Source organism: Rhizobium sp. Root708, from assembly GCF_001429725.1.
Classification (GTDB): Bacteria; Pseudomonadota; Alphaproteobacteria; order Rhizobiales; family Rhizobiaceae; genus Rhizobium.
The window spans coordinates 90,152-113,400 of sequence record NZ_LMHV01000042.1; the positions used below are offsets into that span (position 1 = coordinate 90,152).

Here is a 23,249-nt window from a genome sequence, read left to right on the forward strand (position 1 = left end):
TCTTTTTCTGAATGGTTATGCCGCCGTCCAGCCACCGTCAATCGAGATATGGGTGCCGGTGACCTGACGGGCTTCGTCGCTTGCGAGATAGAGTGCCAGCGCGCCAATCTCTTCCGCCTTGACGAACTCACGGGTCGGCTGGGCCTTCAGGATCACTTCGGTCTTGACCTGCTCCTCGGTCATCCCGCGGGCCCTTGCCGTATCCGGTATCTGCTTTTCCACCAACGGGGTCAGCACGTAGCCCGGGCAGATCGCGTTGACGGTCACGCCAAACTCCGCGAGTTCCAGCGCCGCCGTCTTCGTCAGGCCGAGTATACCATGCTTTGCCGCCACATAGGCGGATTTGAAAGGCGAGGCGACCAGCCCGTGTGCGGACGCGATGTTGATGATCCGTCCGTGCTTCTTCGCCTTCATCGAGGGTATCGCGGCACGCATGGTATGAAACGAACTCGACAGATTGATGGCGATGATCTGGTCCCACTTTTCGATGGGGAAGTCTTCGATCTTCTCGACGTGCTGGACGCCGGCATTGTTGACCAGCACATCGACTGTGCCGAAGGTCCGCGTCGCCGTCTCGATGAGATCCGCGATTTCGGCCGGTTTCGTCATGTCGGCGGGGTGATGGATCGCCTTGGCCCTGGAAAGTGATTCAAGGTGGTCCGCTATGGCCTTGATTTCCTCGGCTTTTCCGAAGCCGTTGATGACCACGTTGTCGCCCTTGCCCGCAAATGCGGTCGCGATCGCAAGCCCGATACCGCTTGTGGATCCGGTGACGACGACTGTTCTTGTCATGCTCTTCTCCCGATACTCGCGCTTTTGCGACGCAATGAAACCCGAGGTTATGCCCAAAGCGGTCGTGCTGGCAATTGCACTGCCGGCAAATCTCTTGTGTCCAAACCGGCAGGAAGCGCTTTCTTCTCCGCCTGTGCTGTCCTATTGATTTGGCATCATAATCGCCGGTAAGGGAGGACAGGCATGGGCGGATACGTTCTGGCAATCGATCAGGGGACGACGTCGACGCGGGCAATCATCTTCGATGAGGAGATGAAGATCGCCGGCGCGGGCCAGAAGGAATTCACCCAGCACTATCCGCGCTCGGGCTGGGTCGAGCACGATCCGGAAGAGATATGGGACTCCGTCGTCTCCACGATCAGGATGGCGATCCGCGAGGCGAAGATCAAGGCGAGCGACATTGCCGCGCTCGGGATCACCAACCAGCGCGAGACGGTGGTCGTCTGGGAGCGCGAGAGCGGCAAGCCCATCCATAACGCCATCGTCTGGCAGGATCGCCGGACGGCGAGCTATTGCGACAAGCTGAAGAAGCAGGAGCTCGAGAAGACGTTCACCAAGAAGACCGGGCTGCTTCTCGATCCCTATTTCTCCGGCACGAAACTGTCCTGGATGCTGGCGAACGTCAAAGGTGCGCGCGCTCGCGCCGCCAAGGGCGAGCTTTGCTTCGGCACGATCGATACGTTCCTGATCTGGCGGCTAACCGGCGGCAAGTCGTTTGCCACCGATGCAACCAATGCGTCGCGGACGTTGATGTACAACATCTCGGAAAACCGGTGGGACGAGGATCTCCTCGACATATTGCGGGTGCCGGCCGCCATGCTGCCTGTCGTGAAGGACTGCGCCGACGATTTCGGGACGACCGAGCGCGATATTCTCGGGGCCGAAATCCCGATCCTCGGCGTCGCCGGCGACCAGCATGCGGCGACCATCGGCCAGGCCTGCTTCGAGCCGGGCATGATGAAATCCACCTACGGTACCGGCTGCTTTGCGTTGCTCAACACCGGCAGCGATATCGTGCGGTCGAAAAACCGGCTTCTTACCACCATCGCCTATCGCCTGAACGGCGAGACGACCTATGCGCTCGAAGGCTCGATCTTCATTGCGGGGGCAGCGGTACAGTGGCTTCGCGACGGGCTCGGCATTATCGATACCGCTTCGCGGACCGGCGAACTTGCCGATGCCGCCGATCCGACGCAGGACGTCTATCTGGTGCCTGCCTTCACCGGGCTCGGCGCCCCGCATTGGGATGCGAATGCGCGCGGCGCCATCTACGGGCTGACGCGCAACAGCGGCCCGAAGGAGTTCGCCCGGGCCGCTCTCGAGGCGGTCTGCTACCAGTCGCGCGATCTGCTCGACGCCATGCACAAGGACTGGAAGGGCGCCACCGACAATACCGTGCTTCGCGTCGATGGCGGCATGGTTGCCTCCGACTGGACGATGCAGCGGCTTGCCGACATTCTGGACGCACCCGTGGATCGGCCCGTCATCCTGGAGACAACAGCGCTCGGAGCGGCTTGGCTTGCCGGCAGCAAGGCCGGCGTCTGGCCGGATCTCGCGGGCTTTTCCAAGAGCTGGAAGCGCAACCGTCGTTTTGAGCCCGATATGGACGAGAAAACCCGGGCGGCGAAGCTCAAGGGCTGGCGCAGCGCGGTGAAACGCACGCTCTCGGACGCCTGACCGGCTCTCCACCGACCGAAGGAGGCAAGCTTGGCCTGCCTCCTCGGAGCGTTTGTCAGCGATGCAGCCAGGGCGTCGCGGTGCTCCAGAAGATGATGTCGGCGCCGAGATAGTTATCGGCAAAATCAACGAACTCGTCCTTGGTGAACGGCTTCTTCGTCTTCGGATTCTTGTAGGTCAAGGTCGGCTCCTGCACGGCGAGGCCGACGAAGGACAGCTTGCCCTTGTACCGGTTGAAGAAGGGGTAGGAGTTCTTCATCTGGCCCTTGCGGTAGGGAACGATATCCGGTCCACCAAGGCCGACGTCATTCCTTGCCGCGAACTCGAAGAGCCGTCCCATGTAGTTGTGGTCGTTCTCCCACTCGCACGGCCAGAAGTTCACATACTGAATGACCTTGCTCTTGTGAAAGGCCCTGCGGGCGAAGGCGAGGTTTTCCATTTCGCCCTCGAAGTAGGCGTCACAGCTGTAGCCCTTTGGCTCGTGCTTCGGGTCGAGATCGATCGCGGTTTCCGGCAGGTTGACGCCATAGACCTTGCCATCGAATTTCGCAGCGAGCGCGGAGAGCAGCGCTTGGTAGCGCTGACGTACCGCGGGGTTCCACTGCTGCGCCACCCAGCCGGAGCCAACTGGCTTGTTCTCACCCGGATTGTCGAACTGCGCGGTGAGGCCGCCGCCGTACTCGTTATCGGTCATCAGATAGTCTGGGACGTTTCTTGCCTTCGGTTCAAAGAACCGGTCCTGGATCTGAATGAACAGTTTCCGGTTCATGCCTTCGAGCGTGGCAAGGTCGGCCTCGATCGCCGAGAAATCATACTGGTCCTTGGCGGTTTCCAGCTGGCGCCAGTTGTAGACGATCTGTGCGCCGCCAACGTCGGGTCGGCTGAGAAGAGGACGCGCCGCGTCGAGGTCGCCGGAACTCGTGTAGATGAAATTCTCCGGAGCGGACGCGGCAAGGGCGGCTTCGTGGAGGCAGGAAACGAGCGCGAAGGTGGCAAGGAGGCGTAACGCGGATTTCATTCTTGTCTCGGTTGTGAGGCGTTTGAGATTGCAGAGCAATTCCGGCCAAACATGGCGGCTTGATGGCGTGGAGGGCGCCGCTGTCGCCTTGCTGTGCCGCGCTTCGAACACCAACGAAAGCCGTATTCGGGCTGGTAACGGGTTGAGATGCCCGCTGGCAACGGCTATGTGGGACGGACGCAAGACCGCTTACCCAATCAACAAGGCACTCCCGGCATGAATCCAGATTTCCTCGTCACCCATTCCGGTGGCTTCCATGCTGACGAAGTGCTGTCGAGCGTCATTCTGACCCGGCTCTTTGCGCAGGCGCGCGTCGTGCGCAGCCGGTCGCCGGAGTGGATCACGCCGAACGCTGACCGGATCATCTACGACGTCGGCGGCGCCTACGATGCCGAGGCAGGGATTTTCGATCATCACCAGCGCGGTGCGCCGTTGCGCGACGACGGGCAGCCCTACAGCTCGTTCGGCCTGATCTGGAAGCACTATGGGCGCGACTACCTCGTCGCAACAGGCATTCCCGACGCCCATATCGAGGCATTGCACGCCTCGTTCGATCTCTCGTTCGTCCTGCCGATCGATCTGACCGACAATGGTGCGCTCAGCCCATCCGGCCCATTGGCGGGACTGACGCTGCCGGCTCTGCTCGAAACCTTGAAGCCGGTGTTTGACGATATCGACCCTGATGCCGACGATCGGCGGTTTAACGATGCCGTTTCCATCGCCCGCAGCTTCGTCGAGGCGAGGATCGCCCAGAGCGCTTCCAAATTGCGCGCCGAGACGCTCGTGCTTGAGGCGATTGCCCATACCGGGCAGGGGCGCGTACTCGAACTGCCGATGGGAATGCCTTTCCGCCCGGCGATTTTTAAGGCGGGGGCGGATCATCTGCTCTTTGTCGTTCATCCCCGGGAAAAGGACTGGTGCGTCACCGGTATTCGCCGCGGCGATGAAGGCTTTGAACTGCGAGCCGATCTGCCGGTTGCCTGGGCAGGGCTGACCAATCATGATCTCGAGGCCGTCTCTGGCGTCAAGGGCGCAACCTTCTGCCACAACGGCCGCTTCGTCGCTGCCGCCAAGACCCGCGAAGCGGCGTTGGAGATGGCGGATCTGGCGGTCCAGGAAGCCGTCGCATCGGGTCAGGAAGTCGCCTAAGGCTCTTCCGCCGATCCGTCCACAGCGCAAACGTCGCGCTGTCTCCATTGCGTTCGCCCCCTTAGCGGCCATGTTCAGCATCTCGTTCCACGCGCAGTAAATTTTTGCTGCGTCCTGTCGGATGTCGCGCTACTCCTTCGTCATTCGGGAAGAGGAGTAAGAGATGCTTTACGCAATCCTTTGTTATGCCAATGAAGAAACCGTGTTCTCCTGGACCAAGGAGGAAGAGGACGCCGTGATGGCGAAGCTCCATGCCGTCCAGGCGCCGCTGGCCGAACGCGGCAAGCTTGGTCCGGTTGGTCGGCTGATGCCGACGACGGCGGCGACCACCGTGCGCAAGGGCAAGGAGGAACCGCTCGTTCTCGACGGGCCCTTCGCGGAAACGAAGGAAGCGCTCCTCGGCTTTTACGTGGTCGATTTCGACACTCTCGAGGAGGCTGTTGCGTTCTCCAAGGAGCTTTCGTCGGTCAATCCGGGTTCGACCTCTTACGAAATTCGGCCGTTCTACGTGTTCCGGCCGGGAGATTCTTCGACATGACAGACATTGCCTGGATCGACGTGACGCTTGCTTCGGCCCGGCCGAAGGCGCTTGGCGCGCTGCTCAGATATTTCCGCGATCTCGATATCGCGGAAGAGGCCTTTCAGGAGGCCTGCCTGCGCGCCATCCGCACCTGGCCTGACAAGGGGCCGCCGCGCGATCCGACGGCATGGTTGATCTTCGTCGGCCGCAACAGCGGTATCGATGCGGCGCGCAAGCGCTCGAAGACGCAGGCGCTTCCGGATGAGGAACTGATCTCTGATACCAGTGATGCCGAAAGCGATATCGCCGAGCGGCTCGATGATTCCAACTACCGCGACGATATTCTGCGGCTGCTGTTCATCTGCTGCCATCCGGACCTGCCGGCCACGCAACAGATCGCGCTGGCGCTCCGCATCGTCTCGGGTCTTAGCGTGCAGCAGATCGCCCGGGCCTTTCTCGTCGGCGAGAGCGCGATGGAACAGCGGATCACCCGGGCGAAGGCCCGCGTTGCCAAGGCCGGCGTGCCCTTCGAGACGCCGGATGCGCAGGAACGCGCCGAGCGGCTCTCGATCGTCAGCACGATGATCTACCTCGTTTTCAACGAGGGCTATAGCCAGGCCGATCCGAAGCACGATGCGTGCGCCTTCAGCGACGAGGCTATCCGGCTGGCGCGGCTTCTGCTGCGCATCTTCCCCGGCGAGTCCGAGCTGATGGGGCTGCTGGCGCTAATGCTGCTGCAGATTTCGCGGCGGCAGGCGCGCTTCAATGGCGAAAACGACATCGTGCTGCTCGAGGATCAGGATCGTTCGCTATGGAACCGCGAGCTGATCAACGAGGCGCTGGCGTTGATCGACAAGGCGATCCGCCATCGCCAGCCCGGACCTTACCAGCTGCAGGCGGCGATTGCGGCGCTGCATTCGCGCGCCAAGCGTGCCGAGGATACGGATTGGGAAGAGATCGAGTTGCTGTATCGGGCGCTGGAGCGTGTCCAGCCGTCGCCGGTCATCACGCTCAATCGCGCCGTTGCCGTTTCCAAGCTCAGGGGGCCGGAAGAGGCGCTGGCGCTGGTCGAAACGCTCGGCGAAAAGCTCGACGGCTACTTCTACTATCACGGCCTGCGTGGCGGTTTGCTGAAACAGCTCGGTCGCGCCCGCGAGGCGCACGGCGCCTTTGATCGCGCTATCGCGCTTGCTCACTCGGCCGCCGAAGCCGCCCATATTCGCCAACAGATCGATAGCCTTGCCCATGCCGCGCAGCCGGCGGTGAGGTAATTCCCGAACATCTCAGTCCCGCTGTCGGAACCGGGTCGCCTCCGACGTCCTTGTAACAACCTGATCGAAAACGGGTTTCGCTCAACAGGAGGAATGCTGAAATGACTGTAGACGACGAACACGAACTGGTTCTCGTGCGCGAATTCGATGCCCCGCGCGAGAAAATCTTCAAGGCCTGGACCGATCCCGTTCTCATGAAGGAGTGGTTCGTGCCGCGTCCCTGGAGCATCGCGGAAGCGAAGCTCGACGTGCGTCCCGGTGGCTCGAACCTGATTGTCATGCGCAGCCCCGATGGCCAGGAGTTTCCGAACCGAGGCGTCTATCTCGAGATCGTCGAGAACGAGAAGATCGTCTTCACCGACGCCTTTACCAGCGCCTGGGTGCCATCTCAAAAGCCATTCTTCGTGGCGATCATCCTGCTCGAAGACCTCGGCAACGGTCGTACGAAGTACACCGCCAAGGCACGCCATTGGACGGCCGCTGACAAGGAAGAGCATGAGAAGATGGGTTTCCACGAAGGCTGGGGCAAATGCGCCGATCAGCTTGCCGAGCTGCTTGCGCGCGGATGAGGCTCATGTGTCCGCCGGCTTCACGATCTGCGTGAAGCCGTTTCGACGATGATTCCGGCAATGATCGGAAGTCGTTGAAATCGGATTCAAATCCGACGCCCTGCGATTGTGCTGCCATCAATATTCTCGAAGATTTCGTTCTAGAATTTGTATTTGCGCCTTGTCTGCTCCATCCTTATCTCCAGAGCGAATTCAACGGGATGCAAGCGATGGAATTGGGCCTTTATACCTTTGCTGACGTCAATCCGAATCCGAGCCGCAGCAAGGGGGCGGAGGGCGCGGAGCGCCTCAAGCACCTGATCGAGGAGATCGAGCTTGCCGATCAGGTCGGGCTCGATGTCTTCGGACTGGGCGAACATCACCGTCCTGACTATGCGGCGTCGGCGCCCGCCGTCGCGCTTGCGGCTGCTGCGGTGAAGACGAAGAACATCCGCCTTACCAGCGCCGTCACCGTTCTCAGTTCGGATGATCCGGTGCGTGTCTTTCAGCAGTTCGCGACGCTCGATCTTCTCTCCGAGGGGCGGGCGGAGATCATGGCGGGCCGTGGTTCGTTCATCGAGTCGTTTCCGCTCTTCGGCTACAATCTCGAAGATTACGATCAGCTGTTCGAGGAAAAGATCGATCTGCTGATGGCGCTGCGGGATCAGGAGGTCGTGACCTGGTCCGGCGAGATGCACGCCCCGATCAATGGACGCGGGGTCTATCCGCGGCCGTTTCAGGATCCGTTGCCGCTCTGGATCGCGGTCGGTGGAACGCCGCAGTCGGTCGCGCGGGCAGGGGCCATGGGGCTTCCAGTGGCGCTCGCCATCATCGGCGGCGAGCCGCGCCGTTTCGCGCCGCTCTTCGATCTCTATCGGGAGGCCGCGCGCCGCGCCGATCAGGATGCCGCGAAGCTGAAGACCAGCATCAACGTGCACGGCTTCATTGCCGACACGACCGATGCGGCAGCCGACCAGTTCTATGGGCCGCAGGCCGAGGTCATGAACCGCATCGGCCGCGAGCGCGGCTGGGGCGCGACGACGCGCGCCCATTTCGACATGTCTCGCGGCCCGAACGGCGCACTGTTCGTCGGCGACCCCGAGCTCGTCGCGGAGAAGATCATCGCGCACCATCGGCTGTTCAAGAACGATCGTTTCCTGCTGCAGATGGCGATCGGATTGATGCCGCATGCGCAGATCATGCGCGGCATCGAGCTCTACGGAACGAAAGTCGCGCCGATCGTCAGAAAGGCATTGACTGAGAGCGGCGAAGGGGCGAAAGCCTCCGCCTAAAGCGAGAGCATGATGCCGTAAAGGATGAGTTGGATTTCTCCCGTCATCGTGTTGTGATTTTATGAGAGCCGGCCCTCCGGCCGCGGGGCCGGGAGCGGATCGATGATCGTAGAGAATGAAGACGAACTCCTGAAACTCAAGGAAATCGGCCGTATCTGCGCCAATGCGATGCAGGTCATGGCGGCGGCTCTCGAGCCCGGAATCACCACGGAAGAACTCGACAGGATCGGCCGCAAAGTGCTGGAAGATGCCGGTGCGCGCTCGGCGCCCGAGTTCTGCTACCAGTTTCCCGGCGCGACCTGCATCAGCGTCAACGAAGAGGTCGCCCACGGCATTCCGGGGTCGCGGATCATTCGGCCGGGGGATCTCGTCAACATCGACGTCTCCGCCGAAAAGGACGGCTTCTTTTCGGATACCGGCGCCTCATTCAGCGTGCCGCCGCACAAGCCGAAGATGGAAAAGCTCTGCCGCGATGGCAAGCGTGCGCTCTGGATCGGGCTGAACCAGATCAAGGCCGGTGAACCGCTTGCCAAGATCGGTCAGGCGATCGGCGCCTTCGCGGTAAAGAACCGCTACACGCTCGTGACCAACCTCGCCAGCCACGGTGTCGGACGCTCCCTGCATGAAGAGCCGGGCGAACTGTCGACCTGGCCTGATCCCTCGGAAAAGCGGATGATGTCGGAAGGGCTGGTGTTTACCGTCGAGCCTTTCCTGTCGCTCGGGGCCACATGGGCCGAGGGCGGCGACGATGCGTGGACGCTCTACTCGGACCCGCAGGCGCCGACGGTGCAGTATGAACATACGGTCGTCGCGACCCGCAACGGACCGCTGATCCTGACCCTGCCTGATGACGCTACCTGATCGGAAAAGGCAGGGTCCTGCGTTTCGGGTACAGGACCCTGCCTTCGAGATGCACGCCGGGGGAGGTCGCTGGCATCCATCTCAAGGTCTCACAAGTTCTGTGAAGGCAAGCGCGTAACCGCTGTCCGGAGTTCTCCCGGCACTCCTCGACTTTTCCTCATACGCATGAACGCGTCGAAAGGATCATTGTGGGGGACGAGGGAGAAAGGTCCGGATAGGATGCGTTTCTCAAGGTGAGGTTTTCGCATGTTCATCATTTTCGGCGGGTTGCCCGGCGTCGGTAAAAGCACGATTGCACAAAGCCTCGCAGCGCGAATAAAGGCCGTCTACCTGCGGGTGGATTCCATAGAGCAGGCCGTGCGTTCAGCCGCCGTGCTCGCCCCGGGGTCGGACGTCGGCCCGGCCGGATATATGGCGCTTTATCGTGTCGCTGCTGACAATCTTCGGCTTGGTAGTGTTGTTGTCGCTGACACGGTCAACCCGATCGAAATCACCCGTGATGCCTTCCGGGCCGTTGCGGCTGAAGCCAATACACGATTTGTCGAGATCGAGGTCGTCTGCTCCGACCCGAAGGCGCATCGCCATCGCGCCGAGACGCGGCCGCCGACGGTCGAGGGGCTGATCCCGCCCACATGGGCGGAGATCGCTGCGCTTCACTATGAGCCTTGGGAGCACCCGCATCTGCGTATCGATACCGCGGTGTCGACAGTCGAGGAAAGTGTCGCAAGGATCATGGCGCTCCTCTGATCGTTGGAGCGCGGGGGATCAGGAGGCGTCGCGCTGGCCGCCCTGCAGGATTTCGGCTGCGGCCCGCTCGAGGATGCCGGCGATGCGCTTGGCTTCTTCCTTCGACCAGGGATGGCGCAGCCGTAGCGCCGATTTCAGCAGCATACGCGCTGCACTGACTTCGCTCCGGTCGTCCGGGAACGGGTCTTCTTCCCGCTCGCCACCCCGGCTTTCAGGATCGAAAATCCGCCGCACGTGTGCCATCTTCGCACCGATCTTCTCAAGCTTTCCAAGCGTCATTTCCAGCATCGACTGGTTCTCCTCGACGAGTTTCCGGCCGCTTTCGGTGATGTTGTAGAGCTTCTTCGTGCCCTCGGTCTCGACGTCGGCGAGGCCGGTTTCTTCGAGATAGGTGAGCGCCGGATAGATCACGCCGGGGCTCGGGACATAGAAGCCGCCGGAGCGCTCTTCCAGCAGTTTGATCAACTCGTATCCATGACGGGGCTGCTCGGAAAGCAGCGCAAGGATCACCAGTTGAAGATCGCCTGCTGCAAACTTGCGGCCCATGCGGAAACCGCCGCCGCCCATCATGCCACCTCTAAAACCTCTCATAAGTCACTCCTTAGATGTATCTTTCACTATGTCGTAAAACATATATCGTAAGATACTCCGTTTCAAGAGGGGGAAGAATGTCAGCGCATTTGATGGATCGATCAGAAAATCTCGCTTGTCCGTATCGTTATGCGGCGCGATAAGCAGGGAATGCTCGCACGCAACGATAGTTTCGCCCCACATCTCTTTCGTACCGCTCTCGCCGGTGCGATCGCCATGGCGGCCGCGATGGGGTTCGGGCGGTTTTCCTACACGCCGATCCTGCCTGGCATGATGAGCGGTGTTCCGCTGTCGTCGGCCGACGCGGGCTTTGTCGCATCGGCGAATTTCGTGGGCTATCTCGCCGGCGCCGTGCTTGCCGCCTACGGATGGGCGCAGGGGCGTGAGCGTAGCATCGCGCTTGCGGCGCTGGCAGCCAATGCCATTCTGCTGGCCGCGATGGCGGCGACCAATTCGGTGATGCTGTTTGCCGCGATACGTTTTCTGGCCGGCCTTGCCAGCGCCTTCGCGATGATCTTCACCTCCTCGATCGTACTCAGCCACGGCGCGGCTGCAGGCAACGACCATGTGCAATCGGCGCATTTCGGCGGGCCGGGCGCGGGGATCGCGCTGTCGTCGGTCATGGTCTTCCTCATCGGCCTCGCCTATCACGCCGGCCCGGATGCCTGGCGGATCGACTGGATCGGCGGGGCGATTTATTCGGCCATCAGCCTAGCGCTCGTCTGGCTGCTCTTGCCGTCGGGTCCAATGGGTGGCGGGCAGGCCGCAAAGGAGCCTGCGATCGTCTGGAGCTGCCCGATGCTGCTTGTGACCTTGTCCTACGGCTTGTTCGGTTTCGGCTATGTCATCACCGCCACCTTTCTCGTGACCATCGCCCGCATGGCGGCTGCCGGCGCCGTGGTCGAATTCCTCTCCTGGTTCATTGCCGGGCTGACGTCGGCGGTCGCGCTGTTTCTATGGAAGCCGCTGGTCAGGCCGCTCGGGCTTGGCTGGATCTATGTCGCGGCGCTGCTGATGGAGGCGGTCGGCGTGCTGGCGACCGTCGTGCTGCCGCACTCCGTGGCGCCGATGATCGGCGGGGCGCTGTTCGGCGCCACCTTCCTGGCGATCACCGCCTACGGCTTGCAGATCGGCCGCAAGCTGGTGCCGGCAAGTCCGCGGCGGGCCTTCGCGACGATGACGGCGGCCTTCGGGCTCGGGCAGATCGTCGGCCCCGTGGTTGCCGGCGCATTGGCAGAGCGCACCGGGAGCTTCGTCGCGCCGACCTATGTCGCGGCTGCGGCCCTCGTCATCTGCGCGGCGCTGGTCATCCCCGTGACCCGGAAACTCTCCTAAGATTGTTTCCCTTTGGTAATAAACGGCTGTAAGCGGTTACAATTGCGTTAGAATGTGGTGGGGCCATTGCCGCCCTTCGCGAACTGCCTTAGTTTCCGGCGCAATCGCTCTTTATAGAGCTTCCGAAGACACCCGTTCAGGAAAGCCATCCCTCCCGTGTTTCTATCCTACTTCCCGAAGCCGAAACTGTTCTTCATCTCTGCCATCGTTTGGGCGCTGTTCGGCGTCCTCTTGTGGTACTTCGGAGGCTCCGGCCTCGGTGCGGTGATCGGACTGCCGCCGCTGCCGGCCGGGCAGGAGGCGCCGATCGGCGTTTCCGTTTTCTGGTCCAAGCCGTTCCTGTGGTTCTATATTTACTACATCGTCTTCGTCGCTCTGTTTGCGGGCTTCTGGTTCACCTACAGCCCGCATCGCTGGCAGATGTGGTCGGTGCTCGGCTCGGCGCTGATCATCTTCAATACGTATTTCTCGGTGCAGGTGAGTGTCGCGATCAATGCTTGGTATGGACCCTTCTATGACATGATCCAGCGGGCGCTGGCGCGGCAGGAGCCGATCCCGACAGCCGCCGATCTCTATTGGGGCATGACGGGCTTTGCCGCGATCGCCTTCGTTGCCATCACCGTCGGCGTGCTGAACCTGTTCTTCGTCAGCCACTATATCTTCCGCTGGCGCACGGCGATGAACGAGTTCTACATGTCCTACTGGCCAAAACTGCGGCATATCGAAGGTGCTTCGCAGCGCGTTCAGGAAGACACGATGCGGTTCTCGACGACGGTCGAAAGCCTTGGCGTCAACCTCGTCAGCTCGATCATGACGCTGATCGCGTTCCTGCCGGTGCTGTTCAAGTTCTCCAGCACCGTGACGGAACTGCCGCTCATCGGCGCGGTGCCGCATGCACTCGTCTGGGCGGCGATTTGCTGGTCGCTGTTCGGAACAGTGTTCCTGGCGGCCGTCGGGATCAAGCTGCCGGGCCTCGAGTTCCGCAACCAGCGTGTGGAAGCGGCCTACCGCAAGGAACTGGTCTACGGCGAAGACCATGGCGATCGCGCGGATCCGATTACCGTGGCGCAGCTGTTTGCCAACGTCCGGCGCAACTATTTCCGTCTCTATTTCCACTACATGTATTTCAACGTCGCCCGCATCTTCTACCTGCAGGCGGACAATCTGTTCGGCACCTTCGTCCTCGTCCCGTCGATCGTAGCTGGTAAGCTGACGCTTGGCGTGATGAGCCAAATCCAGAACGTCTTCGGGCAGGTGCGGGAGTCGTTCCAGTATCTCGTCAATTCCTGGACGACGATTGTCGAACTGTTGTCGATCTACAAGCGCCTGCGCACCTTCGAAGCCGCGATTGACGGCGAGCCGCTGCCTGACATCGACCAGCGCTACCTGGAACGCGAGGCAGATATCGTCCACGCCGACGGCTGATGCCGTCGGCCATCGCCGCGGAGAGGGCCCGCTGGTGAGCGGCGGGCACACGCTTCTATGCCGAGGGTTTCCATTGATATCCGCCAACCCTGACAGCCGCCGTCGGCGCCTAAGCCTTCAATCTCGATATTCAACGATTTTGAGGGAACTGATGTTCCACGAGAACGTTATAGCGCGCTATCTCTGATCATGAGGTCGCTTCGGCTATGATCGGATATTTGCACCGAACCAATTCTCCGCGGGCGCTTCAATGACCAACCTTCGCATTGTCTCCAATGATAAGCAGGCCAAAAAGCCTGCGGATGACACGTCGGACATAGAACTGCTGCACGCGATTAGTGTTGATCTGATCGGAGAGCAGGACAGCTTCGCGCTCTACGGCAAAATTGTCGACGCCGCCATTTCGATCACTCGATCACAGTTCGGCACCATGCAGCTTTTGCGCAAGACGGAAGACGGTACGGGAAATGGGCTGCATCTCCTTACGTCGCGCGGACTGACGCCGCAGGATAGGGCTGTCTGGGAGTGGGTCACGCCAGCCGCCTTGAGCAGTTGCACCCAGGCGCTGAAATCCGGCCGACGCGCAATAGTCGAAGACTTCGAAACCTGGCCCGAGATTATCGGAACCCCGGATTTGATGGCTTTTCGAAGGGCCGGTATCCGGTCGGCGCAGACGACACCCCTCGTTTCGCGCGACGGAACCCTGCTGGGCATGATCTCGACCCATTGGAGCGAGCCGCACCAGCCGTCGGAGCGCGACCTCCGCCTGCTTGATATCCTGGCACGACAGGCTGCCGACCTATTGGAACGTACAATTGCCGACGAAGCATTGCGAGAGCGCGAGAAGGCGCTCGAAGCGAGCGTGGCGAAGCTGCGTGAAATGCAGGAACTCCAAAAGCTTCTTTCCGGCGAGCTTGGTCATCGCGCCAAAAATCTATTCGCGATGGTCGCGGCGATTACCTCCCACACCTTGCGGGGTTTGAACGATCAGGCACGGGTGCAGACCCTGCAGCAACGGTTGATGGCCCTCAGCTCCGCAAACGACATCCTACTGCAATCGAACTGGAAGGCGGCCCTTTTGGGCGACGTCGCGGCTGCGGCCGTGAAGGGCGCGGGTGTCGCGGGCCGGATCCGCATCGAGGGTCCGGATGTCGAGATCGGCTCAAAGGCCGCGTTGAACGTCGCTCTGCTGCTGCACGAATTGACCACGAATGCACTCAAGCATGGTTCGTTGTCGGTCGGTGGCGGTAGCGTAGACCTTACCTGGCGTGTGGAGGGTACAGGCCACCACGAAGTCCTGCGCCTGACCTGGCGGGAAACCAAAGGGCCGGCGGTCGTCAAACCAGAACGCCAAGGCTTCGGATCGAGATTGATCAGTGCAGGCCTTAGTGGATCTGGCGACGTGATTGTCGCTTACAGCAGCACCGGGTTGATGTGCGAAATCAGCGCTCACCTCAACGAGCTTCAGGGCGCAGAATAATCGCGGGCCAAATAAGGCCGGACAGGTCGTGGCGCTTCGCCATGTCCGCGATTGACCGAAAGCCGCAATCAACGGTCGACCGTTTCGCGCCAGAAGCGGACATTCGAACCGAAAACGGCCCGCATCTAAGCTTGACGTTTTAAAGATCTGCAAACTACATTGCGACGACCGCGTCTCCATGAGAGGCAGTCAGTATCTCTCCATCCAGTGAGGTCCCAATGCGCCGAGTCCCTTCTCAAGAAACCCAGAACGGAAATTTTGAGAAGATGATTGGATATGCGTATTTTGAACCTGGGCATTCTGGCCCACGTGGATGCGGGGAAAACTAGCCTCACAGAACGGCTCCTCTTCGATACCGGCGCGATCGCCCGACTTGGTAGCGTCGATGACGGCAACACCCAGACCGATAGTCTTGAGCTCGAGCGGCAGCGCGGGATCACGATTGCCGCTGCCGTCGTGTCGTTTCGGATTGGCGACCTCGCCGTCAACCTGATCGACACGCCGGGACATCCGGATTTCATCGCCGAAGTCGAGCGGGTGCTGCGAATGCTCGACGCCGCGGTCGTCGTTGTTTCCGCCGTGGAGGGCGTGCAGGCGCAAACCCGCGTGCTGGTGCGGGCTTTGAAGCGGCTCGCCATCCCGTTCGTGTTTTTCATCAACAAGATCGATCGAGCCGGCGCCCGCTATGAGGAGCTGCTTGCCGATATCGAAAGCAAGCTCGGAAGCCTCACGCTCGCAATGTCGGTCGTGCGCGATGCGGGCAGCAGGAATGCGGTCGTCACGCCTCTTGACCTCGCCAGCGATCCCGGCCTTTCGACGATCTGCGAGGGGCTCGCGAGCCATGACGATGCTTTGCTGGAAGACTATGTTCTGGCGCCCGACAGGATCAGCAGCGGTCGGCTTCGTTCCACACTTGCGGATCAAGTGGCCGCGGGTCTCCTGCACCCGGCATATTGTGGAGTGGCGATGACCGGCGAAGGTATCGCTGACCTGATAAACGCCATGGAACACATGTTGCCGAGCCGAATGCCGGATACCCAAGCTCCGCTTGCCGGAAATATTTTCAAGATCGAGCGCGGATGGGGCGGTGAGAAGATCGCCTATCTCAACCTGACCGCCGGCACGCTCCTGGAGCGAAGCCAGATCGAATTGCCTGGCGGTGTCGGCAAGGTCACGCGCATTCAGGTCTTTGACGATGGTGCGCTGAGGAAGCAGGGGGAGGCGCACGCGGGCCAGATCGTCAAGGTCGGCGGTCTGGCGGCAGCAAGGATCGGGGATCAGTTCGGAACGGCAGGTGGGCGGCCGTATGAGCCGCAGTTTGCCGCTCCAACTCTGGAGACGCGCATCCTCTCCGCCAAGCCGTCCGAGAATGGCACGCTCTGGACTGCCCTGCAGCAGCTGTCGGAACAGGACCCGCTGATCAACCTGCGCACCAGCCCCGATGCCAGCGAAATGTTTCTCTCGCTTTATGGGGAGGTGCAGAAGGAGGTGATCCAGGCGACGCTGCTGCACGATTTCGGCGTGGACGCGCGGTTCGAGGAAAGCACTGTCATCCATGTCGAACGACCTGCGGGCATCGGGGAAGGGATCGAGGTGATCTTCAGGGAGCCAAACCCATTCCTGGCCACCGTCGGCCTGCGCATCGAGCCGAGGCCGGAAGGGTCCGGCAACACCTTCGCACTGGAAGTGGATGTCGGGCAGATGCCTGTCAGCTTCTATCGTGCGGTCGAGGAGGCGGTGTCGGAAACACTGAAGGCAGGATTGTCCGGCTGGCAGGTGATCGATTGCCATGTGGCGGTCACCGCGTTGAAGCAGACCTCGCCTTCAAGCACGGCAGCCGATTTTCGCGGCCTGACGCCGCTGGTGCTGGCCAGCGCTCTTGTCGGGGCGGGGACGGTCGTTTGCGAACCGTTCGAGCGATTTCAGCTTGAGGTTCCGGTTGCTGCGCTTCCGGTACTGCATGTGATCTTGTCGAAGTCGGGTGCGGCGGTGCAGGCAACCGAGATCGATGGCGGCGTCGCCCGGCTGGAGGGGGTGATGCCCTTAGCCAAGGTACAAGGCATTCGCCAGCAATTGCCGGGGCTTTCAAGTGGTGCGGGCGTCATGGAAACCGCTTTCGATCACCATGCTCCGCTACCGGGAGCACGACCGACGCGAGCCCGCACGAGTGCCAGTCCGTTCGACCGGTCGGAATATCTGTCGCGGTTACGGCAAAATGGAGTGGGGGGCTGATAGGCGGAGGGCCTGGCGGTTACGGCATGATGGAGGAGGCACCGTTCGTGGTGCCTCCCTGGCATCGCGCCGCTGGCGACATCGACAGGTCGCCGCGTTGCGCCATCAGGAGACGTTAGGTTCAGGTCGCTCGTGCGGCCTTTCTTGTGATTGGGCTGTGCTCATCGATAATGCGATCATGGGAAGCTCAAGTCCAAACCGAGCATCCTGCTAAGGACGAAGGCGAAGAGCACCACGCATAGGAGCGACAGCACAAAGACGGCGGCCATCTTGCCGCCCGTGCGTAGCACCGCGCCTCGGTCCCCATTCTCCGCTTTGTCGTAATGCCACTTGATGGCGAAATACATGCCCGTGCCTAACACGAGAACCTTGAAGGTAACGAAGACTACAGGAACCCAATCCATGATTACGAACCTCATGTGCACCAGCTACGCGCCTTATGATCTTATTTTGGGCAAACGCATACCAACACTTATGCAACGCTGATATGTAATTGGGTCGCCCCAAAAGCTCAAATCCATTGCGGTTGCGTGTCGTCGAAGAAGGCTATCGGTTGGACAGCCAACCTGTAGATTACGACAAATCAGATTGAAAAGAGCCGCGGATGCACAGCGATCAGATAAACATCGATAAGGCGCACGCGCGTGACCTTATTGCTGATCAATTCCCGCAGTTTCGAGGCGAGGAGATCATCGAACTGGCCACGGCCGGCACCGTTAACGCGATTTTCCGCATTGGTGATCGGCATGCGGCTCGCTTCCCCTTGCGGCTGATGGATCCCGCCGAATGTGCGCGGATGCTGGAAGTGGAAACCAAGCGGAGCGCGGAGTTTCACAAATGTTGCCCCTTTCCAAGTCCACGGCCGGTCGGTGTCGGGCGGCAGAGCCCTGACTATCCGTTGCCATGGCTCGTACAGACGTGGATCGACGGGCAAGTTGCCACGCCAACTGGGCTAGCCAACTCCACTGTTTTTGCGCTCGATCTTTCTCGGCTGGTTGCCAAACTTCGCACAACCGATCTCGATGGGCGGACATTCGACGGCCAAAGTAGAGGCGGAGCTCTGACCACCCATGACGGATGGATGGAGGTGTGCTTCTCAAAGAGCCAACACCTTTTGGACGTTGAACGACTGCGCCGCATGTGGGGTGATCTCCGCGAATTGCCGCCTTTGGATCGGGAGGTGATGAGCCATAAGGACCTTATTCCTTCCAATCTACTCGTTGAGGGAGAGAGGTTGGTTGGGGTGCTCGACACAGGGGATTTTGCTCCAGCCGATCCGTCACTCGATCTCGTCGCCGGATGGCATCTGCTCGAGCGGGACACACGAGCCGTCTTCCGCGAGGCTCTGCAAACAGACGATCTCGAATGGCGACGAGGATCTGCATGGGCATTCGTGCAGGCGATGGGCCTGGTGTGGTATTATGAGGGCACGAACCACATCATGAGCGAGCTGGGACGCAGCACGATTTCGCGCCTCGTCGAAGACTATGAAGGGTAGTTATCCGTCCACGGCTGCTTCGCGCCAAAAGCGGGCGCAGCACAGTAGGTGGAACGGCGATTGGCTATAACGCGCCCGCAAGAAGCCCGCGATGACGTCCGAGCAGTTCCGGCCCATCCCGCTCTGGAACAAATAGAACCCGCTTGCATTTACGGACCAGAGGCTGTTCGCCTCGACCTTTCCAAAGTCCCAACGCTTGCCCCGCTTTCTGAGCGGGGCCTTTTAGCGAAGGCAACAGCATAAAGGATGTTGTGATGTCTCGCAGGCACTTCAGCCGCCACAATGAACCCCTGGATTGCGATGATCTGCGCCAATGCCGTCTGGTTTTGGACGCCATCTGCGATGAATTCGGAATAGAGCAAGGCTCCGAGGAGGCAAGCCGGATCGCTGCGATCACCATCGAACTGTATCAGCAAGGCGTTCGAAACGTCGGACAGTTGAAGCACCTCGTCGACGCGGCGCGTGGTCTTGATCTCAGCGAACATGCCGTCTCCGAGGACTCTCCAGCGCAAACTTCTGGCTACGCCTAAGTCGTTGTAGAAGCTTTTGGCATCATGCGGCGACGCGGATCACTTCGGCGGCGCGGCCGTGCTTGGCAACCGAGTCCGCATGGAATTTGATGAATTCCGCAGCCGGGAGCGGCTTCGAGAAGAGCCATCCCTGTCCAAAGGTGACGCCGTGCTCACGCAGGTAGCTGGCCTGCTCTTCCGTTTCAACGCCCTCGGCCACGGTGAAAAGGCCGAGCTCCTTTGCCATCTCGATGATGTGGGATGTGACCGAACTTGTCGCCGTTCCCTTGCCGATCGTGTCGATGAACGATTTGTCGATCTTCAGCGCATCCATGGGGAGACCCTGGAGATACTGAAGACTGGAGTACCCGGTGCCGAAGTCGTCGATTGCGACCGAATGTCCGGCCTTTCTCGCAAGATCGAGGCTCACGCGGGCCGCGTCGATATCGATGAAGCCGCGCTCGGTGGCCTCGAACCAGATCTGCTCGTTTCGAATGCCGGTCTTCTGGAGCTTGAGCGCTACCATGTCGAGGAAGCGGCCGGTCTTGATATCGTCAGCGGAGATGTTGATGGCAATGTGGAGACACCGGTCTGCTTCCAGCGTGCGTCCGAGATCGCTGATTACCCCATCAACGACCTGATCGGTGATCGCAGCGATGAGGCCGGTTTCCTCGGCAAGCGGGATGAAGAGGTCCGGACGCACCATTGTTCCGCTCGGCCACTGCCATCGAACCAGTGCCTCGGCGCCGACGCATACACCGGTGGAAAGCTCTACGATCGGCTGGTAGTGGACGATGAACTCGCGCCTAAGGATGCCGATCTCAAGCTCCCCGCGTGGCGATAGCCTTCGGCGCGAAAAGAACACGACGAGCGCGACAATGAACGCGGCGATGAATGAGCCGACCGGGAGCAGGAGAAGCAGTTCCCCGCGCAGCCGCTCATAAACTCTGGTGACGGGTTCGGTTACGACGGCGACAAGCCCGTCCTGGGCCACGGTCGCAAACATTTCGCTTCCATCGATGCCGTGCGCTTTTCCTTCGAGGTGACCGCGCGCGAAGTCGACATCGGGGCCGTTCCCGCCATCGATCAACTGGCCGGTGGCATTGGTCAGCGCCAGCGATATGTCGGGACCAAGGCCGATATCGACAAACCTAGACGGGGTCACGAGCGCATTATGGTTTCCAAGATGCAGCCCGACCATCGGCTTGCCGCGTGTGACGGCCGGCTTGATCCGAAGCGCGACCCCCATGCCGTCAGGCGTCACGTAGTCGACGTTCGCTTTCCCGATATCTCCTTCGGTCGGTCCCCAGGATGTGCATTTGAGCTTGCCGTTTTCAAAGTATCCGATTTCTTCCACGGAGGTCGTGTTGATGGTCAGTATGCGCATCAGCGCGATGTGGGCGGGAGAACAGCGGGCGACATCGGACGCTTCGATATCTGCCAAAGCCTTTCGGGCGTCTGAGAAGGTGAACTGCGCGCGGGCGATTGCCTCGTCGCCCGTTCGGTCGAGCACTCCGAGTTCCTTGTCGATCGCCAGCTTCCAGGACGCGTAGCCCATAAGCGCCAAGGGCGCGAGGGCGCCCATCGTTGCGAGGACGACGCTTAGTGCAATTATCCGGGAACGCCTTGCGTGCATGGGGATAATCTCTCGATAGATCCCGATTGAGCCACAAATCGTTTAACGCAAGTGTTAGGGTGATAGTACAATTTTAAGTATAGGCTCGAGATCCGCCGTCGCAGCCATTTGGCGCTCTCAAGCCATGGTCGAATTGCTAAAGCAGTGACGTCACTGTCCGGGCGCGATTACAACCCCGAGGCCTGCGTCTGCGGCTGCAGCTTGCCGCGTGCCTCGATGACGGGGATCGCTTCCGAATAGCTGACGCAGGCAACGTCGGCGCGGTGGCAGACGTCGCTCACGAGACGGTCGAGCGCGCGCCAGTAGGCGCCGCCGTTCATCTCGACGAAGTGGAAGCCGAGCTGCAGCGGAATGCGGTTGCCGGTGTACTGCTTGTCGAAGGCTTCCTTGAAAGCGGCATAGGAACGGTCTTCGAATGCCTTGGAATCCGCCTTGTCCTCGGTGCCGTTCGAGTGGCGGACGAAGAGATTGTAGTCCATGCCGATGATCGGCTTTTCGCGCGGGCCTTCGGGGATCAGCGGCAGGCCGAAGCGGACGATGCCGGCTTCTTCGACCGGCATGGCCGGACCCTTTGTCACCAGGCTTGCGTCGTAGGTGAAGCCCGCCTTTTTCTCCGCGGCGATCATGTCGGCGCCGGGTGTCGCCGAGAGGTAGGGCGCGCGGAAGCCGTGAATGCCGTGATCGACCAGATCCTGCCAGCCCTTCGGCTCCTCGAGATCGACGCTCTTCCAGGCACTTTTAAGCGTGGCGCGGAAGGTCGTGAACTCCTTGCTCCAGTCGGCCTCGCTCCACTGGCGGCCGTCGAAATGACCGCAGGCGTGGCTCGAGATGTCGTGCCCCTCAAGATGGGCGTGCCAGATATTGCCGAGCCGCTCGCGGATTTCGTCGTCGCTCTGGGCGAAGCCGACGTTGGATTTGCCGAGCTTCTGATGCGGCGCCTGATAGGCCTTCTTGGCGGCCTGGTTCATCAGGAAGGTGCAGGAGAGAAAATAGGTGAAATGGGCGCCGTTCTTTGCCGCCATCTCGCGGCTCTTCTGCCAGAGCGCGTTGTCGTGGGCGCCATCGAACGAGATGATCACCAGTTGCTTTGGCTGGTCGTTCGCCGCCGCCACGCCTGGGACGAGCAGGGAAAGACCGAAAGATGCTTTGAGGAACGAGCGAAACATGGGGCACCGCGACAATTTGTTTGCGGCTTTCCTGTTACAGAAATGCGGCGAAGCTACGGTGGTGCTGGCGTTTTTGTGTCGACCCGTCTAAGTCTCGGAAAACGCACAGGAGATCGCCATGGCATTGCTCATCGTCGGCATCATTATTTTCCTCGGGCTGCATCTGATCCGCGTGATCGCGCCGGGTCTTCGCCAGTCCCTGATCAACAGTCTCGGCGAAAACGGATGGAAGGCCGCCTATTCGATCGTCAGCATCCTCTCGCTCGTCCTGCTGATCTATGGCTTCGGTCAGGCCCGCCAGGTCACGGGCGTGCTCTACACCCCGCCGGTCTGGATGGCGCACATCACCATTACCCTGATGCTGATCGCGGTGATCTGTCTGGTCGCCTCGCTGCTGCCGGCGGGGCATATCGCGGTCAAGACGAAGCATCCGATGGTGCTGTCGGTGAAGATCTGGGCTTTCTCGCACCTGCTTGCCAACGGCGAGACCTCTTCGGTGCTGCTGTTCGGCGCTTTCCTGGCATGGGGTGTCATCCTGCGCATCGCCCTGAAGCGTCGCCAGCGCGCCGGCGAACTTACCCTTCGCCCTTTCGTCTCCGGCAAGTACGATCTCTACGCCGTCATCATCGGCATTGTGGCCTGGGCGCTCATTACGTTCAAACTGCACGAGCTGTTGATCGGGGTAGCTCCGATCGTTATGTGACGAATCTTTCCAATCCCCCTTACAACTGCTGAAAAATGGGGTAGAAGGCCCCGATAATGTGCGTGCAACCCGCATGCCGAAGCATATCCGCGGCCGGAGACGAGAATGGCATTCAACGACGACAGCTTCATTCGTGAAGTCAATGAGGAACTGCGGTCCGATCAGGTGAAGGGCGCATGGCGCCGGTTCGGCCGTTACCTGATTGCGCTCGCCGTTCTGATCGTCCTCGGCACCATTGGCTACAAGGCCTACGAATACTGGGACGATAACCAGTCTTCCGGCACGGGCGATAAGTTCATCGCCGCCATGAAGCTTGCCGACGAGAACAAGAACGAAGAGGCGCTGGCCGCGCTCGAGACGCTGGAGAAGGAAGGCCACGGCGCCTATCCGATCCTCGCGCGTCTGCGTGCCGCAAGCGTTCTCGCTCAGAAGGGTGACACGGCGGGTGCCGTTGCGGCCTTCGACGTTATCGGCAAGGACGAGAAGGCGCCTGCTGCCGTTCGCGATGCCGCCAAGATGCGAGCCGGCTGGCTGCTGATCGAAGGCGGCACCTACGAGCAGGTGTCGGCGCATGTCGAGGAAATGGCTGTTCCCGGCAATGCGTTCCGTCACTCCGCCCGCGAAGCGCTCGGTCTTGCTGCCTACAAGGCGGGCAATCTGACACAGGCGCGCCAATGGTATCAGGCGATCGCCGACGACGCGCAGAGCCCGCGCAATGTTGCCAATCGTGCCCAGATGATGCTTGATAACATCACCGCATCCGGCAAGGCGCCCGCCGCACAGGGCTGAATGTAAGGAA

The 23,249-nt window shown here is 60.8% G+C and carries 22 protein-coding genes; 16 read left to right on the forward strand and 6 right to left on the reverse strand.

From position 1 onward, the window contains the following. Positions 1-15 precede the first annotated feature (15 nt). Complete coding sequence (locus ASE04_RS23120; RefSeq protein ID WP_056823191.1) at positions 16-792, reverse strand: 3-hydroxybutyrate dehydrogenase; 777 nt, start codon at positions 790-792, stop codon at positions 16-18. Between the two features lie 183 nt (positions 793-975). Between ASE04_RS23120 and glpK the strand changes: the two genes are divergently transcribed. Then, the gene (gene glpK / locus ASE04_RS23125; protein ID WP_056823200.1) at positions 976-2,469 is read left to right on the forward strand and encodes a glycerol kinase GlpK; all 1,494 of its coding nucleotides are present in this window, start codon (positions 976-978) and stop codon (positions 2,467-2,469) included. A 55-nt stretch (positions 2,470-2,524) separates the two neighbouring features. Here glpK and ASE04_RS23130 read toward each other — a convergent pair whose 3' ends face one another. After that, positions 2,525-3,487: a hypothetical protein gene (locus ASE04_RS23130; protein WP_056823213.1), complete on the reverse strand. Its 963-nt coding sequence runs from the start codon at positions 3,485-3,487 to the stop codon at positions 2,525-2,527. Between the two features lie 216 nt (positions 3,488-3,703). Here ASE04_RS23130 and ASE04_RS23135 point away from each other — a divergent pair, with 216 nt between their 5' ends. The 7 genes from ASE04_RS23135 (at position 3,704) to ASE04_RS23165 (ending at position 9,875) form a co-directional block, all read left to right on the forward strand. Then, a complete protein-coding gene (locus ASE04_RS23135) occupies positions 3,704-4,636 on the forward strand; it encodes an MYG1 family protein (protein ID WP_056823227.1) in 933 nt (310 codons plus the stop codon). A 163-nt stretch (positions 4,637-4,799) separates the two neighbouring features. After that, positions 4,800-5,174, forward strand: a complete 375-nt coding sequence (locus tag ASE04_RS23140) for a YciI family protein (protein WP_056823238.1) — start codon at positions 4,800-4,802, stop codon at positions 5,172-5,174. Then, positions 5,171-6,427 carry an RNA polymerase sigma factor gene (locus tag ASE04_RS23145; protein WP_056823251.1) on the forward strand — a complete coding sequence of 419 codons (1,257 nt, stop codon included), beginning with the start codon at positions 5,171-5,173 and terminating at the stop codon, positions 6,425-6,427. Before ASE04_RS23140 ends, ASE04_RS23145 begins: the two co-directional genes overlap by 4 nt. A gap of 101 nt (positions 6,428-6,528) precedes the next feature. Then, on the forward strand, positions 6,529-6,996 hold the full coding sequence (locus tag ASE04_RS23150) for an SRPBCC family protein (protein WP_056823253.1): 468 nt from the start codon (positions 6,529-6,531) through the stop codon (positions 6,994-6,996). Between the two features lie 209 nt (positions 6,997-7,205). After that, positions 7,206-8,267, forward strand: a complete 1,062-nt coding sequence (locus ASE04_RS23155; RefSeq protein ID WP_056824046.1) for an LLM class flavin-dependent oxidoreductase — start codon at positions 7,206-7,208, stop codon at positions 8,265-8,267. Between the two features lie 102 nt (positions 8,268-8,369). Further along, positions 8,370-9,128, forward strand: a complete 759-nt coding sequence (map, locus tag ASE04_RS23160; protein ID WP_056823255.1) for a type I methionyl aminopeptidase — start codon at positions 8,370-8,372, stop codon at positions 9,126-9,128. A gap of 246 nt (positions 9,129-9,374) precedes the next feature. Beyond that, positions 9,375-9,875, forward strand: a complete 501-nt coding sequence (locus ASE04_RS23165; protein WP_056823258.1) for an AAA family ATPase — start codon at positions 9,375-9,377, stop codon at positions 9,873-9,875. 18 nt (positions 9,876-9,893) lie between these two features. Here the strand turns inward: ASE04_RS23165 and ASE04_RS23170 are convergent, their stop codons facing one another. After that, positions 9,894-10,466: a PadR family transcriptional regulator gene (locus ASE04_RS23170; RefSeq protein WP_056823261.1), complete on the reverse strand. Its 573-nt coding sequence runs from the start codon at positions 10,464-10,466 to the stop codon at positions 9,894-9,896. A gap of 150 nt (positions 10,467-10,616) precedes the next feature. Between ASE04_RS23170 and ASE04_RS23175 the strand changes: the two genes are divergently transcribed. The 4 genes from ASE04_RS23175 (at position 10,617) to ASE04_RS23190 (ending at position 16,938) form a co-directional block, all read left to right on the forward strand. Beyond that, positions 10,617-11,801 (forward strand): YbfB/YjiJ family MFS transporter, encoded by a 1,185-nt coding sequence (locus ASE04_RS23175; RefSeq protein ID WP_056823263.1) that lies wholly within the window; start codon positions 10,617-10,619, stop codon positions 11,799-11,801. 156 nt (positions 11,802-11,957) lie between these two features. Beyond that, positions 11,958-13,226, forward strand: a complete 1,269-nt coding sequence (bacA, locus tag ASE04_RS23180) for a bacteroid development protein BacA (protein WP_056823266.1) — start codon at positions 11,958-11,960, stop codon at positions 13,224-13,226. A 250-nt stretch (positions 13,227-13,476) separates the two neighbouring features. Then, positions 13,477-14,706: an HWE histidine kinase domain-containing protein gene (locus ASE04_RS23185; RefSeq protein WP_056823267.1), complete on the forward strand. Its 1,230-nt coding sequence runs from the start codon at positions 13,477-13,479 to the stop codon at positions 14,704-14,706. Between the two features lie 276 nt (positions 14,707-14,982). Further along, a complete protein-coding gene (locus ASE04_RS23190) occupies positions 14,983-16,938 on the forward strand; it encodes an elongation factor G (protein WP_056823271.1) in 1,956 nt (651 codons plus the stop codon). A 176-nt stretch (positions 16,939-17,114) separates the two neighbouring features. Here ASE04_RS23190 and ASE04_RS23195 read toward each other — a convergent pair whose 3' ends face one another. Then, positions 17,115-17,357 carry a hypothetical protein gene (locus ASE04_RS23195; RefSeq protein ID WP_244490480.1) on the reverse strand — a complete coding sequence of 81 codons (243 nt, stop codon included), beginning with the start codon at positions 17,355-17,357 and terminating at the stop codon, positions 17,115-17,117. 185 nt (positions 17,358-17,542) lie between these two features. Here ASE04_RS23195 and ASE04_RS23200 point away from each other — a divergent pair, with 185 nt between their 5' ends. Both ASE04_RS23200 and ASE04_RS30340 read left to right on the forward strand, forming a co-directional pair. Beyond that, entirely contained in the window at positions 17,543-18,436 is an 894-nt protein-coding gene (locus ASE04_RS23200) for an aminoglycoside phosphotransferase family protein (RefSeq protein WP_056823274.1), read from the forward strand. Between the two features lie 254 nt (positions 18,437-18,690). Continuing rightward, positions 18,691-18,966 carry a hypothetical protein gene (locus ASE04_RS30340; protein ID WP_082597455.1) on the forward strand — a complete coding sequence of 92 codons (276 nt, stop codon included), beginning with the start codon at positions 18,691-18,693 and terminating at the stop codon, positions 18,964-18,966. 22 nt (positions 18,967-18,988) lie between these two features. Here the strand turns inward: ASE04_RS30340 and ASE04_RS23210 are convergent, their stop codons facing one another. Further along, positions 18,989-20,581 carry an EAL domain-containing protein gene (locus tag ASE04_RS23210; protein WP_056823281.1) on the reverse strand — a complete coding sequence of 531 codons (1,593 nt, stop codon included), beginning with the start codon at positions 20,579-20,581 and terminating at the stop codon, positions 18,989-18,991. Between the two features lie 167 nt (positions 20,582-20,748). Further along, on the reverse strand, positions 20,749-21,747 hold the full coding sequence (locus tag ASE04_RS23215) for a hypothetical protein (protein ID WP_056823285.1): 999 nt from the start codon (positions 21,745-21,747) through the stop codon (positions 20,749-20,751). A 118-nt stretch (positions 21,748-21,865) separates the two neighbouring features. On the opposite strand from ASE04_RS23215, the gene ASE04_RS23220 reads away from it, so the two are divergent. Both ASE04_RS23220 and ASE04_RS23225 read left to right on the forward strand, forming a co-directional pair. After that, complete coding sequence (locus tag ASE04_RS23220) at positions 21,866-22,450, forward strand: NnrU family protein (RefSeq protein WP_056823288.1); 585 nt, start codon at positions 21,866-21,868, stop codon at positions 22,448-22,450. 105 nt (positions 22,451-22,555) lie between these two features. After that, entirely contained in the window at positions 22,556-23,239 is a 684-nt protein-coding gene (locus tag ASE04_RS23225; protein ID WP_056823293.1) for a tetratricopeptide repeat protein, read from the forward strand. Positions 23,240-23,249: the final 10 nt, after the last annotated feature.

Excerpts from the sequence above, each read along its gene's own strand:
- ASE04_RS23200 (WP_056823274.1), top strand. The coding sequence starts at position 17,543 with ATGCACAGCGATCAGATAAACATCGATAAGGCGCACGCGCGTGACCTT.
- ASE04_RS23185 (WP_056823267.1), top strand. The coding sequence starts at position 13,477 with ATGACCAACCTTCGCATTGTCTCCAATGATAAGCAGGCCAAAAAGCCT.
- ASE04_RS23135 (WP_056823227.1), top strand. The coding sequence starts at position 3,704 with ATGAATCCAGATTTCCTCGTCACCCATTCCGGTGGCTTCCATGCTGAC.
- glpK (WP_056823200.1), top strand. The coding sequence starts at position 976 with ATGGGCGGATACGTTCTGGCAATCGATCAGGGGACGACGTCGACGCGG.
- ASE04_RS23175 (WP_056823263.1), top strand. The coding sequence starts at position 10,617 with ATGCTCGCACGCAACGATAGTTTCGCCCCACATCTCTTTCGTACCGCT.
- ASE04_RS23215 (WP_056823285.1), bottom strand. The coding sequence starts at position 21,747 with ATGTTTCGCTCGTTCCTCAAAGCATCTTTCGGTCTTTCCCTGCTCGTC.
- ASE04_RS23165 (WP_056823258.1), top strand. The coding sequence starts at position 9,375 with ATGTTCATCATTTTCGGCGGGTTGCCCGGCGTCGGTAAAAGCACGATT.
- ASE04_RS23130 (WP_056823213.1), bottom strand. The coding sequence starts at position 3,487 with ATGAAATCCGCGTTACGCCTCCTTGCCACCTTCGCGCTCGTTTCCTGC.
- ASE04_RS23120 (WP_056823191.1), bottom strand. The coding sequence starts at position 792 with ATGACAAGAACAGTCGTCGTCACCGGATCCACAAGCGGTATCGGGCTT.
- map (WP_056823255.1), top strand. The coding sequence starts at position 8,370 with ATGATCGTAGAGAATGAAGACGAACTCCTGAAACTCAAGGAAATCGGC.
- ASE04_RS23140 (WP_056823238.1), top strand. The coding sequence starts at position 4,800 with ATGCTTTACGCAATCCTTTGTTATGCCAATGAAGAAACCGTGTTCTCC.
- ASE04_RS23195 (WP_244490480.1), bottom strand. The coding sequence starts at position 17,357 with ATGAGGTTCGTAATCATGGATTGGGTTCCTGTAGTCTTCGTTACCTTC.
- ASE04_RS23220 (WP_056823288.1), top strand. The coding sequence starts at position 21,866 with ATGGCATTGCTCATCGTCGGCATCATTATTTTCCTCGGGCTGCATCTG.
- ASE04_RS23170 (WP_056823261.1), bottom strand. The coding sequence starts at position 10,466 with ATGAGAGGTTTTAGAGGTGGCATGATGGGCGGCGGCGGTTTCCGCATG.
- ASE04_RS23225 (WP_056823293.1), top strand. The coding sequence starts at position 22,556 with ATGGCATTCAACGACGACAGCTTCATTCGTGAAGTCAATGAGGAACTG.
- ASE04_RS23210 (WP_056823281.1), bottom strand. The coding sequence starts at position 20,581 with ATGCACGCAAGGCGTTCCCGGATAATTGCACTAAGCGTCGTCCTCGCA.
- ASE04_RS23145 (WP_056823251.1), top strand. The coding sequence starts at position 5,171 with ATGACAGACATTGCCTGGATCGACGTGACGCTTGCTTCGGCCCGGCCG.
- ASE04_RS23190 (WP_056823271.1), top strand. The coding sequence starts at position 14,983 with ATGCGTATTTTGAACCTGGGCATTCTGGCCCACGTGGATGCGGGGAAA.
- ASE04_RS23150 (WP_056823253.1), top strand. The coding sequence starts at position 6,529 with ATGACTGTAGACGACGAACACGAACTGGTTCTCGTGCGCGAATTCGAT.
- ASE04_RS30340 (WP_082597455.1), top strand. The coding sequence starts at position 18,691 with ATGTCTCGCAGGCACTTCAGCCGCCACAATGAACCCCTGGATTGCGAT.
- ASE04_RS23155 (WP_056824046.1), top strand. The coding sequence starts at position 7,206 with ATGGAATTGGGCCTTTATACCTTTGCTGACGTCAATCCGAATCCGAGC.